Origin of the sequence: Paenibacillus darwinianus, from assembly GCF_000598065.1 — a bacterium.
GTDB classification, from domain to species: Bacteria; Bacillota; Bacilli; order Paenibacillales; family Paenibacillaceae; genus Paenibacillus_I; species Paenibacillus_I darwinianus.
In genome coordinates this window covers 11,021-27,319 of the sequence record NZ_KK082135.1, presented here as the reverse complement: position 1 = coordinate 27,319, position 16,299 = coordinate 11,021, and the positions used below count along the sequence as shown (strand labels likewise).

General features: G+C 53.9%; 23 protein-coding genes. All 23 read right to left on the bottom strand.

Annotated elements, in window-relative coordinates; translation table 11 throughout:
- Window positions 1-41 precede the first annotated feature (41 nt).
- Window positions 42-584 carry a 50S ribosomal protein L6 gene (gene rplF / locus BG52_RS03135; RefSeq protein ID WP_036580075.1) on the bottom strand — a complete coding sequence of 181 codons (543 nt, stop codon included), beginning with the start codon at window positions 582-584 and terminating at the stop codon, window positions 42-44.
- Between the two features lie 30 nt (window positions 585-614).
- Window positions 615-1,013 (bottom strand): 30S ribosomal protein S8, encoded by a 399-nt coding sequence (gene rpsH / locus BG52_RS03130; RefSeq protein WP_036580072.1) that lies wholly within the window; start codon window positions 1,011-1,013, stop codon window positions 615-617.
- A gap of 31 nt (window positions 1,014-1,044) precedes the next feature.
- On the bottom strand, window positions 1,045-1,230 hold the full coding sequence (locus BG52_RS03125) for a type Z 30S ribosomal protein S14 (RefSeq protein WP_036580069.1): 186 nt from the start codon (window positions 1,228-1,230) through the stop codon (window positions 1,045-1,047).
- Window positions 1,231-1,255: 25 nt separating this feature from the next.
- Window positions 1,256-1,798 carry a 50S ribosomal protein L5 gene (gene rplE, locus BG52_RS03120; protein WP_036580065.1) on the bottom strand — a complete coding sequence of 181 codons (543 nt, stop codon included), beginning with the start codon at window positions 1,796-1,798 and terminating at the stop codon, window positions 1,256-1,258.
- 30 nt (window positions 1,799-1,828) lie between these two features.
- Complete coding sequence (rplX, locus tag BG52_RS03115; protein WP_081793533.1) at window positions 1,829-2,182, bottom strand: 50S ribosomal protein L24; 354 nt, start codon at window positions 2,180-2,182, stop codon at window positions 1,829-1,831.
- Window positions 2,183-2,296: 114 nt separating this feature from the next.
- Window positions 2,297-2,665, bottom strand: coding sequence for a 50S ribosomal protein L14 (gene rplN / locus BG52_RS03110; protein WP_036580063.1), 369 nt, complete (start codon window positions 2,663-2,665; stop codon window positions 2,297-2,299).
- A 43-nt stretch (window positions 2,666-2,708) separates the two neighbouring features.
- On the bottom strand, window positions 2,709-2,972 hold the full coding sequence (gene rpsQ / locus BG52_RS03105; protein ID WP_036580061.1) for a 30S ribosomal protein S17: 264 nt from the start codon (window positions 2,970-2,972) through the stop codon (window positions 2,709-2,711).
- Between the two features lie 53 nt (window positions 2,973-3,025).
- Window positions 3,026-3,226 carry a 50S ribosomal protein L29 gene (gene rpmC, locus BG52_RS03100; RefSeq protein ID WP_036580058.1) on the bottom strand — a complete coding sequence of 67 codons (201 nt, stop codon included), beginning with the start codon at window positions 3,224-3,226 and terminating at the stop codon, window positions 3,026-3,028.
- Entirely contained in the window at window positions 3,216-3,650 is a 435-nt protein-coding gene (rplP, locus tag BG52_RS03095) for a 50S ribosomal protein L16 (RefSeq protein ID WP_036580055.1), read from the bottom strand. Before rplP ends, rpmC begins: the two co-directional genes overlap by 11 nt.
- Before the next feature lie 2 nt (window positions 3,651-3,652).
- Window positions 3,653-4,318 carry a 30S ribosomal protein S3 gene (rpsC, locus tag BG52_RS03090; protein WP_036580054.1) on the bottom strand — a complete coding sequence of 222 codons (666 nt, stop codon included), beginning with the start codon at window positions 4,316-4,318 and terminating at the stop codon, window positions 3,653-3,655.
- A gap of 13 nt (window positions 4,319-4,331) precedes the next feature.
- Window positions 4,332-4,667, bottom strand: a complete 336-nt coding sequence (gene rplV, locus BG52_RS03085; RefSeq protein WP_036580052.1) for a 50S ribosomal protein L22 — start codon at window positions 4,665-4,667, stop codon at window positions 4,332-4,334.
- A gap of 49 nt (window positions 4,668-4,716) precedes the next feature.
- The gene (gene rpsS, locus BG52_RS03080; RefSeq protein ID WP_036580049.1) at window positions 4,717-4,998 is read right to left on the bottom strand and encodes a 30S ribosomal protein S19; all 282 of its coding nucleotides are present in this window, start codon (window positions 4,996-4,998) and stop codon (window positions 4,717-4,719) included.
- A gap of 54 nt (window positions 4,999-5,052) precedes the next feature.
- Complete coding sequence (rplB, locus tag BG52_RS03075) at window positions 5,053-5,883, bottom strand: 50S ribosomal protein L2 (protein WP_036580045.1); 831 nt, start codon at window positions 5,881-5,883, stop codon at window positions 5,053-5,055.
- Window positions 5,884-5,900: 17 nt separating this feature from the next.
- Window positions 5,901-6,194 (bottom strand): 50S ribosomal protein L23, encoded by a 294-nt coding sequence (gene rplW, locus BG52_RS03070; protein ID WP_036580042.1) that lies wholly within the window; start codon window positions 6,192-6,194, stop codon window positions 5,901-5,903.
- Window positions 6,194-6,817: a 50S ribosomal protein L4 gene (rplD, locus tag BG52_RS03065; protein WP_036580040.1), complete on the bottom strand. Its 624-nt coding sequence runs from the start codon at window positions 6,815-6,817 to the stop codon at window positions 6,194-6,196. The genes rplW and rplD overlap by 1 nt, the downstream gene beginning before the upstream one ends.
- A 26-nt stretch (window positions 6,818-6,843) precedes the next feature.
- On the bottom strand, window positions 6,844-7,467 hold the full coding sequence (gene rplC / locus BG52_RS03060; protein WP_036580038.1) for a 50S ribosomal protein L3: 624 nt from the start codon (window positions 7,465-7,467) through the stop codon (window positions 6,844-6,846).
- A gap of 43 nt (window positions 7,468-7,510) precedes the next feature.
- A complete protein-coding gene (gene rpsJ / locus BG52_RS03055) occupies window positions 7,511-7,819 on the bottom strand; it encodes a 30S ribosomal protein S10 (RefSeq protein WP_005544556.1) in 309 nt (102 codons plus the stop codon).
- A 583-nt stretch (window positions 7,820-8,402) separates the two neighbouring features.
- A complete protein-coding gene (gene tuf, locus BG52_RS03050) occupies window positions 8,403-9,593 on the bottom strand; it encodes an elongation factor Tu (protein WP_036580034.1) in 1,191 nt (396 codons plus the stop codon).
- Window positions 9,594-9,713: 120 nt separating this feature from the next.
- On the bottom strand, window positions 9,714-11,789 hold the full coding sequence (gene fusA / locus BG52_RS03045; protein ID WP_036580031.1) for an elongation factor G: 2,076 nt from the start codon (window positions 11,787-11,789) through the stop codon (window positions 9,714-9,716).
- Between the two features lie 28 nt (window positions 11,790-11,817).
- On the bottom strand, window positions 11,818-12,288 hold the full coding sequence (gene rpsG / locus BG52_RS03040) for a 30S ribosomal protein S7 (RefSeq protein ID WP_036580029.1): 471 nt from the start codon (window positions 12,286-12,288) through the stop codon (window positions 11,818-11,820).
- 44 nt (window positions 12,289-12,332) lie between these two features.
- Entirely contained in the window at window positions 12,333-12,755 is a 423-nt protein-coding gene (gene rpsL / locus BG52_RS03035; protein ID WP_036580027.1) for a 30S ribosomal protein S12, read from the bottom strand.
- Window positions 12,756-12,894: 139 nt separating this feature from the next.
- Window positions 12,895-13,125, bottom strand: coding sequence for a ribosomal L7Ae/L30e/S12e/Gadd45 family protein (locus tag BG52_RS03030; RefSeq protein ID WP_036580025.1), 231 nt, complete (start codon window positions 13,123-13,125; stop codon window positions 12,895-12,897).
- Window positions 13,126-13,394: 269 nt separating this feature from the next.
- The coding region (gene rpoC / locus BG52_RS03025; RefSeq protein ID WP_036580022.1) for a DNA-directed RNA polymerase subunit beta' at window positions 13,395-16,299 on the bottom strand (2,905 nt) is incomplete at its 5' end.

The window sequence follows — 16,299 nt, the reverse complement described above, 5'->3', positions numbered from 1 at the left end:
GTTTAAACGCCGTTTCAAGTAAAGGCCGTTCAGGCCGTCTATTATTTCTTCTTACCTGCTTTACCTTCTTTGCGAAGGATCCGCTCGCCTTCGTACTTGATACCTTTACCTTTATACGGCTCCGGCTCGCGTACGGAACGGATTTTGGCTGCCGTTGCGCCGACAAGCTCCTTGTCGATGCCGCGGACGATGATTTTCGTGTTCGATGGCACTTCGAACTCAATGCCGTTATCAGGTACGATCTCTACCGGGTGGGAGTAGCCGACGTTGAGGACGACTTTGTCACCCGTTTTGTTCGCCCGGTAACCGACGCCTACGAGCTCCAGGTTTTTGCTGAAGCCTTCCGTTACGCCGTTCACCATGTTGGCAACAACGCTCCGGGTCGTTCCGTGAAGGGAACGGTGCAGTTTATTGTCGGAAGGACGCTCGATCGTAATTTCGCTCTCTGCAACAACGACTTTCATATCCTTGTGCAGCTCACGGGACAGCGTGCCTTTCGGGCCTTTTACGGTAATCAAGCTGTTATCCAAGGTAATGTTAACGCCATTCGGCACTTGGATCGGTTTACGGCCAATACGGGACATTGTGACACCTCCAATCTTGTTTCGGTTGTATTACCAGACGTAGCAGACGACTTCGCCGCCAGCTTTTGCTTGACGGGCAGCTTTATCCGTCATAATGCCTTTAGACGTGGAAATGATCGCGATTCCCAGACCGCCCAATACGCGCGGAACCTCGGTCGATTTCGTGTACACGCGAAGTCCCGGTTTGCTGATGCGCTTCAGGCCGGTGATTACGCGCTCGTTGTTCGGGCCGTATTTCAGGAAAATACGGATCATCCCTTGCTTGCTATCCTCGATATATTCGGCATCGCGGATGAAGCCCTCGCTTTTCAGAATCTCGGCGATTTGCTTCTTAATTTTCGAAGCGGGCAATTCCACGGTTTCATGACGCACAGTATTCGCGTTGCGAATGCGGGTCAACATATCTGCAACAGGATCAGACATAACCATTCTCGAAAACCTCCTTCCCGAACTCGGCTGATTACCAGCTTGCTTTTTTGACGCCAGGAATCTGGCCTTTGTATGCTAATTCGCGGAAACAAATCCGGCAAATTTTGAACTTCTGCAGAACGGAGTGCGGACGGCCGCAACGCTCGCAGCGCGTATAAGCGCGAACTTTAAACTTCGGAGCACGTTGCTGCTTGATTTTCATCGAAGTTTTTGCCACTTGGTATACACCTCCTGGAAGTGGATTACTTCGCGAACGGCATACCCAATTGGGTCAGCAGCTCACGAGCTTCTTCGTCAGATTTTGCCGTAGTGACGATGACGATGTCCATACCGCGTGCTTTATCGACTTTATCGTATTCAATCTCCGGGAAAATCAGCTGTTCCTTCAGGCCCAGCGTGTAGTTGCCACGGCCGTCGAACGCCTTCGTGCTAACGCCGCGGAAGTCACGGACGCGCGGAAGCGAGATGTTGAACAGCTTGTCGAGGAAGTAGTACATGCGCTCGCCGCGCAGCGTAACTTTAACCCCGATCGGCATGTTCTCGCGAAGCTTGAAGCCGGCGATCGACTTCTTCGCACGCGTGATAACCGGTTTTTGACCGACGATTTGCTGGAGCTCGTCAACCGCAACGTCGAGAACCTTGGAGTTGGCAACCGCTTCGCCGACACCCATGTTGATTACGACTTTCTCGATCTTCGGCACTTGCATAACCGTCGTATAGTTAAACTTCTGCATCAGAGCAGGCGTGATTTCGTTCAGAAAACGATCTTTCATTCTTGCTGCCATGAATCATGGACCTCCTTTCCGTCAACTGAATTAGTTGATGACTTCGCCGGATTTCTTCGCGATCCGGACTTTGTTGCCGTTCTCGAGCACTTTGTAACCGACGCGAGTCGGCTTGCCGCTCTTCGGATCGACGTGCATAACGTTCGATACGTGAATCGCAGCTTCCTGCTCGACGATGCCCCCTTGCGGGTTTTGCTGGGACGGACGCGTATGCTTCTTCACCATGTTCACGCCTTCGATCAGGACGCGGTTCTGGCGGGGATAAGCGGCGATGACGCGGCCTTTCTTCCCTTTGTCTTTGCCCGTGATGACGATGACGTTGTCGTCCTTCTTCACGTGCAGCTTGTTATTGTGCGATTCCAGCACTTTTTTCAGCCTTGGCATTTGTTACACCTCACTTCGACTGCAAATTGGGCTAAAGCTTGTTCTTTCTATCGGGGCCCCCGCAAAGCACTTGGACTACGCTGCAACGCTTTGCTTCACTTTGTGGGGATGACTTTAGATAACTTCCGGTGCGAGCGATACGATTTTCATGAAATCCTTATCGCGAAGCTCACGGGCAACCGGTCCAAAAATACGCGTGCCGCGCGGGCTCTTATCTTCTTTTACGACTACAGCTGCGTTCTCGTCGAACGAGATATAAGAACCGTCCTTCCGGCGGACCGAACGACGCGTACGAACGATAACGGCTTTAACTACGTCGCCTTTTTTGACAACGCCACCGGGTGTTGCGGATTTTACGGAACAAACGATCAGATCGCCGATGTGGCCGACGCGACGTCCCGTTCCGCCCAGCACCCGAATGCACATCAGTTCCTTTGCTCCGGAGTTGTCGGCAACAGCCAGACGTGTAAAGGGTTGAATCATGGTAACGTCCTCCTTTCGGAAAAATGCTTAAGATTCAGTCGTCTTACAGGATGATCGCTTCTTCGACGATTTCGACCAGACGGAAGCGCTTGTCCTTGGAAAGCGGACGAGTCTCCATTACTTTAACAATATCGCCGATCTTGGCTTGATTGTTCTCGTCATGTGCTTTGAATTTCTTCGTGTACTTGATGCGCTTGTGGTACAGCTCATGCTTCTTGTACGTTTCGACGGCGACTACGATCGTTTTATCCATCTTGTCGCTGACGACTTTGCCGATTTGAACTTTGCGTGCGTTGCGTTCGCTCATGTTCTTCCTCCTTCCTTAAAAGAAACGGTATTCGTCTATTTAAGGGACTTCAATTAGCTCGTAATCCCCAGTTCGCGTTCACGAATAATCGTCTTGGCGCGAGCAATTTCTTTCCGCACGTCGCGAATCCGGGTCGGATTGTCCAGCTGGCCGGTAGCCAGTTGGAAACGAAGGTTGAAAAGCTCTTCCTTGAAGCCTGCGATTTTCTGTTCGAGTTCAGCAGTGGTCAGGTTGCGGAATTCACTAGCCTTCATTTGCTTCACCACCCACTTCTTCGCGTTTCACGAATTTCGTCTTAACCGGGAGCTTGTGAGCCGCAAGACGCATGGCTTCGCGTGCGATCTCCTCGGATACGCCGGCGAGCTCGAACAAGATTTTGCCCGGCTTAACGACGGCTACCCACTTCTCCACGTTACCTTTACCGCTACCCATCCGCACCTCGAGAGGCTTTTGCGTGATCGGCTTGGCAGGGAAAATCTTGATCCAAACTTTACCGCCCCGCTTGATGTAACGGGTCATTGCAATACGAGCAGCCTCGATCTGACGGTTCGTGATCCATGACGGCTCCATGGCTTGAAGGCCATATTCGCCGAAAACCACTTCCGTACCGCCTTTAGCGCGGCCTCTCATGTTGCCGCGTTGCTGTTTGCGGTGTTTGACGCGTTTTGGTACCAACATGATTAGTTGCCTCCTTCCTGGACGGCAGCTTTCTTCTTGGTCGGAAGGACTTCACCGCGGTAGATCCATACTTTCACGCCGATGCGGCCGTAAGTTGTATGAGCTTCCGCCGTGCCGTAGTCGATATCGGCACGCAGCGTATGCAGAGGCACTGTACCTTCGCTGTAGCCTTCCGAGCGTGCGATTTCCGCACCGCCGAGACGACCGCTAACGCCGGTTTTGATACCTTTCGCGCCTGCGCGCATCGTCCGTTGGATCGCTTGCTTCATAGCGCGACGGAACGAGATGCGGCGTTCAAGCTGCTGAGCGATGCTTTCCGCTACCAGAATAGCGTCCAGATCTGCTTGTTTGATTTCGGAAATGTTGATGTGTACTTTTTTACCGCCGGTGATTTTCGCCAGTTCCGAACGCAGGTTTTCCACCTCGGAACCGCCCTTGCCGATGACCATGCCCGGCTTCGCGGTATGGATCGTAACGTTGACGCGATTAGCCGCGCGCTCGATCTCGATGCGGGAAACGGCTGCGTCTTTTAATTTATTTTTCAGGTATTCACGAACTTTCACATCTTCCATAAGAAGATCACCAAAGTCTTTGCCGGCATACCATTTGGATTCCCAATCACGGATAATGCCGATACGAAGACCGACGGGATTTACCTTTTGACCCACACGTTTTCCCTCCTTATTTTTCGGATACCACCAAAGTAATGTGGCTGGTTCGCTTGTTGATCCGGCTGGCACGTCCCATTGCACGCGGGCGGAAACGTTTCATAGTTGGACCCTGATTCACGTAAACCTGAGAAACGACCAACTTATTCACGTCCAGTTGGTAGTTATGCTCCGCGTTTGCGATGGCCGAGTTGAGCAGCTTCTCCACGATCGGAGATGCCGATTTCGGGGTATGACGCAGGATGGCGATTGCTTCGCCGACTTGCTTGCCGCGGATCAAATCCACAACCAGTTGCGCTTTCCGAGGAGCGACGCGTACGTGGTTGACGCTGGCTTTTGCTTCTTGCATAGGTAGAACCTCCTCTCATACGTGTAAAAACTGCTTGCGGCGGCGATTATTATCTTCTGCCCGTTTTCTTCTCGGCGTCGGTGTGGCCTTTGTACGTGCGCGTCGGCGCAAATTCGCCGAGCTTGTGTCCGACCATGTCTTCCGTTACATACACCGGCACATGCTTGCGACCGTCATAAACGGCGAACGTGTGACCGATGAATTGCGGGAAGATGGTGGAACGGCGGGACCACGTTTTGATCACGACCTTCTTGTTCGTCGTGTTCAAGTCCTCAACCTTCTTGAGCAGGTAACCGTCGATAAACGGCCCCTTCTTCAGACTGCGACCCATGGGTGTTCCTCCCTTCGACTGGACCGGATGGCCGTTCGGCGACCCGGTCGTTTATTATTTCGTGCGGCGACGAATAATATATTGGCTGGAAGCCTTCTTCTTCTTACGCGTTTTGTAACCAAGCGTCGGCTTGCCCCAAGGCGACATCGGCGATTTGCGGCCGATTGGTGCGCGGCCTTCGCCGCCGCCGTGCGGGTGATCGTTCGGGTTCATGACGACGCCGCGAACTTGAGGACGCTTGCCGAGCCAACGGTTACGTCCGGCTTTGCCAATTTTCACGAGCTCGTGATCCTCGTTGCCTACGGAACCGATCGTTGCGCGGCAGGTTTTCAGGATACGGCGCATTTCGCCCGAAGTCAGGCGGATAACGACGTATGCTTCTTCTTTACCAAGCAGCTGAGCTTCCGTACCTGCAGCGCGGACCAATTGGCCGCCCTTGCCCGGCTTCAGCTCGATGTTGTGGATAACCGTACCTACCGGAATGTTTTCCAGTGGCAGCGCGTTGCCGATCTTAATATCGGAACCAGGTCCGGACATGATCTGATCGCCGACTTTGAGGCCCTTCGGCGCAATGATGTACCGCTTCTCGCCGTCCGCATAGTGGATAAGCGCGATGTTCGACGTACGGTTCGGATCGTATTCGATGGTAGCCACTTTACCGGCGACGCCGTCCTTGTTCCGCTTGAAGTCGATAATACGGTATTTACGTTTGTGTCCGCCGCCATGGTGACGAACCGTAATTTTACCTTGGTTGTTGCGGCCGGCTTTCTTGAACAGCGGCGCAAGCAACGATTTCTCCGGCGTGCTTGTCGTGATCTCTTCGAAAGTCGAGACCGACATGGCGCGACGGGCCGGCGAAGTCGGTTTATACTTCTTAATTGGCACTTGGTTTCCCTCCTTACTTATACGGATGCTTCGAAGAATTCGAGTTCTTTGCTGTCAGCGCTGAGCTGAACGATTGCTTTTTTCCATTCGGACGTGTAGCCCGAGTGACGGCCATAACGCTTCGGCTTAGCCGGCATACGCAGCGTGTTCACACTGGAGACCTTCACTTTAAAGATCTGCTCAACGGCAGATTTGATTTCCGTCTTGGTAGCGCGGAGATCAACTTCGAACACGTAACGCTTGTTAACCATAAATTCGCTCGTTTGTTCCGTGATGACCGGGCGCTTGATAATATCGCGTGGATCCTTCATTATGCAAGCACCTCCTGTACTTTCTCGACCGCTTCTTTCGTGATGATCAGCTTGTCGTAAAGCATAACATCCAGAACATTGATGCCGTCTGCAGCGACGATTTTGACGCCTGGGATGTTACGAGCGGACTTCGCTACGTTATCTTCATAATTGGCCGTAACAATCAGCGCCTTGCGGGCAACCTTAAGATTGTTCAGGTAACCGGCGAATTCCTTCGTCTTGGGAGCGTTCAGCGCCAGTTGATCCAATACGATGATTTCGTTATCGATCACTTTCGAAGACAGTGCGGATCTGATCGCCAAACGGCGAACTTTCTTCGGCAGTTTGAAGCTGTAAGAGCGTGGTGTCGGTCCGAATACCGTACCGCCGCCTACCCATTGCGGTGCCCGGATGCTGCCTTGACGAGCCCGACCTGTGCCTTTTTGTTTCCAAGGCTTCCGGCCGCCGCCGCGCACTTCGGAGCGTCCTTTCGTTTTGTGCGTACCGCGACGCTCTGCAGCTTGCTGAAGCAGAACGGCGCTGTGCAGGACGTGAACGTTAGGCTCGATACCAAAAACCGTGTCGTTCAGTTCGATATCGCCTACTTGCGAACCGCTCACATTAAATACTGCTACTTTTGGCATTTCATGTTCCTCCTTTCTTTAAAGGTTTATTTTTTCACCGTCGATTTGATTTTCACGAAGCTGTTTTTCGGACCCGGAATGGAGCCCTTCACCAGCAGCACGTTACGCTCAACGTCCACGCGGACGACCTCAAGGTTCTGAATCGTGATCGTTTCATGACCCATGTGGCCTGGCAGGCGCTTGCCCTTCGGTACGCGGTTCGCCTGGATAGAACCCATCGAACCCGGTCCGCGGTGATAGCGGGAGCCGTGAGACATAGGGCCCGTGCTTTGTCCCCAACGCTTGATGACGCCGGCAAAGCCTTTACCCTTGGAAATACCCGTTACGTCAACATATTCACCTTCTGCGAACAGGTCGGCTTTCAATTGCTGGCCAACCTCGTATTCGCCGATGGTGATGCCGCGAATTTCTTTAACGTAGCGCTTAGGAGCCGTGTCGGCTTTCTTCGCGTGGCCGATTTCCGGCTTGATCGCGCGCTTTTCTTTCTTATCGGCAAAACCGAGCTGAACGGCTTCATAACCGTCGTTCGACTGGTCTTTCTTTTGCAGGACGACGCAAGGACCCGCCTCGATAACCGTTACCGGCACCACATTGCCTTCTGCGGTAAACACTTGCGTCATGCCGAGCTTTTTACCTAAGATACCTTTCATGTTGACACCTCATTTCCTTTCACACGTTAAGTTATCGTTCGTCTTACAGTTTGATTTCGATATCTACACCGGATGGCAGATCCAGACGCATCAGCGCATCAACCGTTTGCGGCGTCGGATTCACAATGTCGATCAAGCGCTTATGCGTGCGCATTTCGAATTGTTCACGGGAATCCTTGTACTTGTGCACCGCACGCAAAATCGTGATGATTTGCTTTTCCGTCGGAAGCGGAATCGGCCCGGATACGCCTGCACCGGAACGTTTTGCGGTTTCCACGATTTTCTCCGCGGATTGGTCAAGAATTCTGTGATCGTATGCTTTCAAGCGGATACGAATCTTTTGCTTTGCCATATAAGTCCCTCCTTCTATCGCCCAATTTAGTATCGGACATACTCCGCGAGAATACCCCGACAGTGTCCCGACTGGCACCTCATGGCAAAGGGGCCGGGTGTGTCGGCAACCTCTCGCATCATCGCAACGTCGCAGACCAACAGTCAATATTATATCGAAATGAATAGACGAATGCAACATTTTTTATTCATCTATGGAAAAGAAAAAATGTCCCCCGTAATCGGCGAGCAGGAAAGCGCAGAAGGAAGCCGCCGACGCTTGATCGGCGGTCTTTGTTTGCGGTCTCCGTCCACAGTGTCCCCTCAGCGAACACGAACTAAACCTTGCCATCCGCTTAACGCATTAAACCCAATTCGTTGTACATACGTGGAGCAGATTAATAAGCCGAATTGGATTCCCCCCAAGCTCACTTATTTCGAAACCATCTATTAAGGCTCTCAACCATTAATGGGATTGAATTTTCTCCATAGCGGTTGTACAGTCGCCAAGACACTTCAAATCATTGGACCCGCCAAAAGTTAAGAAAGCCCCCACGCTAGGTGAGGGCTTTCGAACGATACCATGCGGCTAAAGCCGCAACGGCTTATTTCGAGATCGATGCAACGGCGCCAGCGCCTACCGTCCGGCCGCCTTCGCGGATAGCGAAACGCGTACCTTCTTCGATAGCGATCGGAGCGATCAGTTCTACCGAAACAGTGATGTTGTCGCCAGGCATAACCATCTCGCTGCCTTCTGGCAGGTTGATGATCCCGGTAACGTCCGTCGTCCGGAAGTAGAACTGTGGACGGTAACCTGTGAAGAACGGCTTATGACGGCCACCCTCTTCTTTGGTCAGGACGTAGATTTGAGCGGAGAAGTTCGTGTGCGGCTTAACCGAACCCGGCTTCGCGATAACTTGACCGCGCTCGATATCCTTACGCTCAACACCACGCAGCAATGCGCCAATGTTGTCGCCCGCTTGAGCGGAGTCAAGCAATTTACGGAACATCTCGACGCCCGTACATACGGATTTGCGGGTTTCTTCGGCAAGACCGATGATTTCCACCTCGTCGCCAACTTTAACCACACCACGCTCAACGCGGCCCGTAGCAACCGTACCGCGGCCCGTGATCGTGAACACGTCCTCAACAGGCATCAGGAAAGGCTTGTCGGTGTCGCGCTCAGGCGTAGGGATGTACGTGTCGATTTGCTCAAACAGTTCAACGATTTTGTCGGCCCAAGGACCGTCAGGGTTTTGCAGAGCTTCACGAGCTGCACCGCGAATGATCGGCGTGTCGTCGCCCGGGAATTCATACTCGTTCAGCAGGTCGCGAACTTCCATCTCAACCAGCTCAAGGAGCTCTTCGTCTTCCACCATGTCGCATTTGTTCAGGAATACGACGATGTAAGGCACGCCTACCTGGCGGGAGAGCAGGATGTGCTCACGCGTTTGCGGCATAGGGCCGTCAGCTGCAGATACAACCAGGATTGCGCCGTCCATTTGCGCTGCGCCGGTGATCATGTTTTTAACATAGTCGGCGTGGCCTGGGCAGTCAACGTGTGCATAGTGACGGTTAGGTGTTTCGTATTCAACGTGAGCGGTCGAGATCGTGATACCGCGCTCGCGCTCTTCCGGAGCTTTGTCGATTTGGTCGAAAGCTACGGCAGCGCCGCCGTATTTTTTGGAGAGAACGGTGGTGATGGCCGCCGTCAGGGTCGTTTTACCATGGTCGACGTGACCGATCGTACCGATGTTAACGTGCGGTTTGTTACGTTCAAATTTAGCCTTAGCCATTGAACTTAATCCTCCTTAATATTAAAAAATAGTTATGTGTGGGCCGAGCGTGCACCACAAGTGTAATACGGCGCCCGGCCAAATGCAACTTCTAAGCGATTAACGAAGCACTCGGACGGCTTAAGCGCCTTTGCTCTTCGAGATGATCTCTTCGGAGATCGATTTCGGAACTTCCTCGTAGTGGGACAGTTCCATCGCGAACACGCCGCGGCCTTGCGTACCGGAACGAAGTGTCGTGGAGTAACCGAACATTTCTGCCAGAGGCACCTTGGCACGAATGATTTGCGCGCCGGAGCGCGAATCCGTACCCTCGATGCGTCCGCGGCGGGAGCTCAACATACCCATTACGTCACCGAAATATTCTTCCGGAACGGTAACTTCGACTTTCATGATCGGCTCGAGCAGGACAGGATTACACTTGTCCTTAGCGGCTTTGAGCGCCATGGAGCCTGCGATCTTGAACGCCATCTCCGAGGAGTCGACGTCGTGGTAGGAACCGTCAACGATACGGGCTTTGATATCGACCAGCGGGAAGCCGGCGATAACGCCGTTCTTCATCGACTCCTCGATGCCGGCCTGTACTGCTGGAACATATTCACGAGGCACGACACCGCCGACGATTTTGTTCTCGAAAACAAAGCCTTGGCCCGGCTCTTGCGGTTCGAACTCGATCCAAACGTGGCCGTATTGGCCGCGTCCGCCGGACTGGCGAACGAACTTGCCTTCGACCTTCGCAGGGGTCTTGAACGTCTCGCGATAAGCAACCTGCGGTTTACCTACATTCGTCTCGACTTTGAACTCGCGAAGCATACGGTCGACGATGATCTCCAGGTGAAGCTCACCCATACCGGCGATGATCGTTTGGTTCGTCTCTTCGTCCGTGTAAGCGCGGAACGTAGGATCCTCCTCGGACAGCTTCGAGAGCGCGGTACCCATTTTATCTTGGTCGGCCTTTGTTTTCGGCTCGATCGCGATCTGGATAACCGGTTCAGGGAAGTTCATCGACTCGAGAATCACCGGGTTTTTCTCGTCACACAGCGTGTCGCCCGTGATCGTATCTTTCAGACCGACCGCAGCGGCGATGTCGCCGGAGTAACAAATGGCAATCTCTTGACGGCTGTTCGCATGCATCTGGAGAATACGGCCGATCCGCTCGCGCTTGCCTTTAGTGGCATTCAGCACGTAAGAACCTGCTTCGACAACGCCGGAATACACGCGGAAGAACGTCAGCTTGCCGACGAACGGATCCGTCATGATTTTGAAAGCGAGCGCCGAGAATGGCTGGTCGTCTCCGGATCTACGGATCGTCTCGGTACCGTCTTCCAGAACGCCTTTGATGTCCGGAACGTCGACCGGGGACGGCAGATAATCCACAACCGCGTCAAGCATCATCTGCACGCCTTTGTTGCGGTACGAAGAACCTGCGATAACCGGGAAGATCTTCACTTGAACAACGCCCTTGCGAAGAGCCGCTTTCAATTCCGCGATGGAGATTTCTTCTCCCTCGAGGTATTTCATCGTCAACTCTTCGTCCAGCTCCGCCACTTTCTCGACGAGCTCGTTGCGGAGCTCTTCGACCTGTTCCTTGTATTGGTCAGGGATTTCGATTTTCTCAGGCTCTTTGCCGAGGTCGTCTTTGTACACGTAAGCTACGCGCTCGACGAGATCGATAACGCCTTTGAAATCATTCTCTGCACCGATCGGCAATTGAATTGCCACGGCATTCGCTTGCAGACGCTCGCGCATGTCTTTCACGACATTCAGGAAGTCCGCACCGATGATGTCCATTTTGTTGACGTAGGCGATACGCGGTACGCCGTACCTGTCAGCCTGACGCCATACGGTTTCCGACTGCGGCTCAACGCCTTCTTTCGCGCTGAAAACACCTACGGCCCCGTCCAATACGCGCAAGGAACGTTCGACTTCAACAGTGAAGTCGACGTGTCCAGGGGTGTCGATAATATTGATCCGGTTGCCATTCCACTGAGCGGTCGTAGCCGCGGAGGTAATCGTGATGCCCCGCTCCTGCTCCTGCTCCATCCAGTCCATCGTCGCGGCACCCTCGTGCACCTCGCCGATCTTATGGGTACGGCCCGTATAGAACAGGATCCGTTCTGTGGTGGTCGTTTTACCGGCGTCAATATGCGCCATGATCCCGATGTTGCGGGTATTATTCAAGGAGAACTCTCTAGCCATGATTATGTCTCCTTTCGTCTCTTAAATCCTACCAGCGATAGTGAGCAAACGCCTTGTTGGCTTCCGCCATCTTATGCGTATCTTCGCGCTTCTTCACGGATGCGCCGGTGTTGTTCGATGCATCAATGATTTCGGCGGCCAGACGCTCTTCCATCGTCTTCTCGCCGCGGTTGCGGGAGTAGTTCACGAGCCAACGAAGTCCGAGCGACGTGCGGCGCTCCGGTTTAACTTCGATCGGTACCTGATAGTTTGCTCCACCTACGCGGCGGGCCTTCACTTCAAGCACTGGCATAATATTCTTGATGGCGGCTTCGAACACCTCCATCGGTTCTTTACCCGTGCGTTCCTGGATCAACTTGAATGCGTCATACAGCAGTGTTGCCGCTACGCCGCGTTTGCCGTCGATCATAACACGGTTGATCAGTCGAGTAACCAGCTTGCTGTTGTACACCGGATCCGGCAGTACGTCGCGCTTGGTTACGGGTCCTTTGCGTGGCATGAGGATGTCCCCCTTTCCTGAGGTTCTTAAAATATGAAAACTGATTACTTCTTAGCTGCTTTTGGACGCTTCGCGCCGTATTTGGAGCGAGCTTGTTTGCGGTTGTTCACGCCTGCCGTATCGAGCGCACCGCGAACGATATGATAACGTACGCCCGGAAGGTCCTTAACCCGGCCGCCACGAATCAGAACGACGCTGTGCTCTTGCAGGTTGTGACCGATACCCGGAATATAAGCCGTAACCTCTACGCGGTTCGTCAAACGAACACGAGCATACTTCCGCAGTGCGGAGTTCGGTTTCTTCGGAGTCATCGTGCCTACGCGGGTGCAAACACCGCGCTTTTGCGGCGCACTGATGTCAGTCGCTTCGCGTTTCAGAGCATTGAACCCTCTTTGAAGAGCCGGCGATTTCGATTTAACGACTTTCGCTTGGCGGCCTTTACGAACGAGCTGGTTGATTGTTGGCATGCTGCCACCTCCTTCCCCATAATAGATGATGCCTCTTGCCGTTGTTTCAAGCCCACAGATCCAGGTGGTTCATAAAGAAACAAACGAAAGTTTTTGCCGTCGTTCCAAGCAGGAATGTTCGGCAAAAACAAGAAGTTCTTTATTGTTCGTCAGGGATTAATGCGGCCATGGCCGCTCCGACGTCGATTCCGCAGGTATCCCCGAGAAGCTCCATCGATTCGATCCATGTAATCGTGATGCCCGCTGCATCGCAAAGCTCCACAATCTTGCCCGTAATCCTCGGATCTGCATCTTTAGCGACGAGTACCTGCTTGGCAATTCCTTGCTCAACCGTCTTCGTCGTTTGCTTCGTGCCGATCTTGTAAGGCATGGCACCTCATCCTCTCGAACAAGTCGAACAAGCACAGGGACCAACCTTGTAGGCACACTACGACATAATAGCACTTCCCGCATGGCCATGTCAAGGTGATTCATCAGTCAACATGCAAAAGTTTTGTAAAAGAAAATCTCCGTTTCGATATAGAGACTAAACGGGCCGGAGACTGACGCTCGCGTCCCCTCCGGCACCGCTTCAAACGGATAACGTCAGCGCCCTCCCGCTCAGCGAGTCAGGCGAAGCCAAGCGGTCCGTTGCGTCTCTTACGATTCTACAGGTACCGTTTCAAGCGTTTCTTCCGTGTTCGGCTCCTCTTCCTGTCCGACGAACCGGATACTCCGGTAACGGTTCATGCCCGTACCCGCCGGAATGAGCTTGCCGATGATGACATTCTCTTTCAGGCCAAGCAGCTGGTCCACCTTTCCTTTGATCGCCGCGTCAGTGAGGACGCGAGTCGTCTCCTGGAAAGAGGCCGCCGACAGGAACGAATCGGTTTCGAGCGACGCCTTCGTGATGCCGAGCAGAACCGGTTTGGCGACAGCCGGTTCTTTACCGGACAGGATCGCTTCGCGGTTAGCCGCTTCATATTCATGAATATCGGCAAACGCGCCCGGCAGCAGCTTCGTATCGCCGGCATCGACGATCCGGATTTTGCGGAGCATTTGCTTGATCATGACTTCGACGTGCTTGTCGTTGATCTCAACGCCCTGATTCCGGTAAACGCGCTGCACTTCCTGCAGAATGTAGTTCTGAACGCCGCGAATGCCTTTGATGCGAAGCATCTCTTTCGGATCGATCGAGCCGTCCGTCAGCTCGTCGCCGGCTTCGATATGCTGGCCCGGCGTTACGCGGATGCGTGAGCCGTAGGTAACCGTGTAAATCTTCGACTCCGCTTCGCCCTTAACTTCGATCTCGCGGCGGTCCTTCGCGTCGCGGATCTCATGGATGACGCCGTCGAGCTCCGAGATCGTCGCTTGGCCTTTCGGGTTCCGGGCTTCGAAAAGCTCCTGGATACGCGGAAGACCTTGCGTAATATCATCGCCGGCAACGCCGCCGGTATGGAATGTACGCATCGTCAGCTGGGTACCCGGCTCGCCGATCGACTGGGCCGCGATAATGCCGACCGCTTCGCCGATCTCAACGTGCTTGCCGGTCGCCAGGTTGCGGCCGTAACAAATCTTGCAGACGCCGTGACGGGCGCGGCAACTGAGCACGGAACGAATCTGAAGCTTTTCGATGCCGGCTTCGATGAGCGCATCCGCTTTGTTGGAGTCAATCAATTCACTCCGATTCACGATCGTCTCGCCCGTTTGCGGGTGACGGATCGTCTCGAACGAGTAGCGGCCTTCGATCCGGTCGTACAGATCCTCGATAACCTCTTTGCCGTCGTGAATCTTCGTAACGGTGATGCCTTTATCCGTACCGCAATCGTCCTCTCGAACAATGACGTCCTGCGCGACGTCGACCAGACGGCGGGTCAGGTAACCCGAGTCTGCGGTCCGAAGAGCCGTATCGGCAAGACCTTTCCGCGCACCGTGAGTCGAAATGAAGTATTCGAGGACCGTCAGGCCTTCACGGAAGTTCGACTTGATCGGAAGCTCGAAAATCCGTCCTGATGGCGTCGCCATCAGGCCGCGCATCCCGCCGAGCTGAGTAATCTGCGATTTGTTGCCCCGCGCTTTGGAATCGACCATAAGCATGATGGAATTGTAGCGGTCCATCGATTTCATCAGCACGTCGGTGATTTTGTCCTTCGTCTGGCCCCAAATTTCGATAACGCGGTCATACCGTTCTTCGTCTGTGATCAAGCCGCGACGGTACTGGTTCGTAACGACCTTGATCTTCTCTTCCGACTCCGACAGAATGATTTTCTTCTCGTCCGGAACGATAACGTCGGATACGGCGATCGTGATGCCGGCTTTGGTCGAATACGTAAAGCCGAGCTCTTTGATTTTGTCCAGAATAACGGACGTGCGCGTCGTGTGGTACTGGCGGAAGCATTCGGCAATGATCAGACCGAGGTACTCCTTGCCCACCGCACCCGCAATCGACAGTTCATTCATGTAAGCTTGAATGTCGGTGCCTTTTTTGGTGATGAAATATTTCTCCGGCGTACCCTTCAGCAAGTTGGTTTTGGTCGCCTCGTTGATGTACGGGAACGTGTCCGGGAAAATTTCGTTGAAAATGACCTTACCGACCGTCGTAACGACCAGCGAGTTCTGCTGCTCTTCCGTGAACGTCTTCTTGTTCAGCACGCGAGCCGGAATGACGATGCGCGCATGCAAGGAACACATTCCGCGCTGGTAGGCGGAGATCGCTTCGTTAACCGTTCCGAAAATGGAGCCGCTGCCCTTCGCTTCGTTATTGTCCATCGTCAGATAGAAGCTGCCGAGAACCATATCCTGCGAAGGCGTTACGACAGGCTTGCCGTCCTTCGGGTTCAAAATGTTGCCCGATGCCAGCATGAGCAGACGGGCTTCCGCTTGCGCCTCAGCCGAGAGCGGCACGTGCACGGCCATCTGATCGCCGTCGAAGTCGGCGTTGTAAGCCGTACAGACGAGCGGGTGAAGCTTGATGGCGCGGCCTTCGACGAGCGTCGGCTCGAACGCCTGAATGCCGAGACGGTGAAGCGTAGGGGCGCGGTTCAGCAGAACCGGATGCTCCTTGATGACTTCCTCGAGCACATCCCACACTTCCGGGCTGACGCGTTCGACTTTGCGCTTCGCGCTCTTAATGTTATGGGCAAGGCCCTTGTTGACCAGTTCTTTCATGACGAACGGCTTGAACAGCTCAAGCGCCATTTCCTTCGGCAGTCCGCATTGGTACATCTTCAGGCTCGGTCCTACCACGATAACGGAACGGCCGGAATAGTCGACGCGTTTGCCGAGCAGGTTCTGCCGGAAACGGCCTTGCTTGCCCTTCAGCATATGGCTGAGCGATTTCAACGGGCGGTTGCCCGGCCCCGTTACCGGACGTCCGCGGCGGCCGTTGTCGATGAGAGCATCGACGGCTTCCTGCAGCATCCGCTTCTCGTTCTGTACGATGATGTCCGGCGCGCCCAGATCGAGCAGACGCTTCAGACGGTTGTTCCGGTTGATGACGCGGCGGTACAGGTCGTTCAGGTCGGACGTTGCGAAACGGCCGCCGTCCAGCTGTACCATCGGGCGA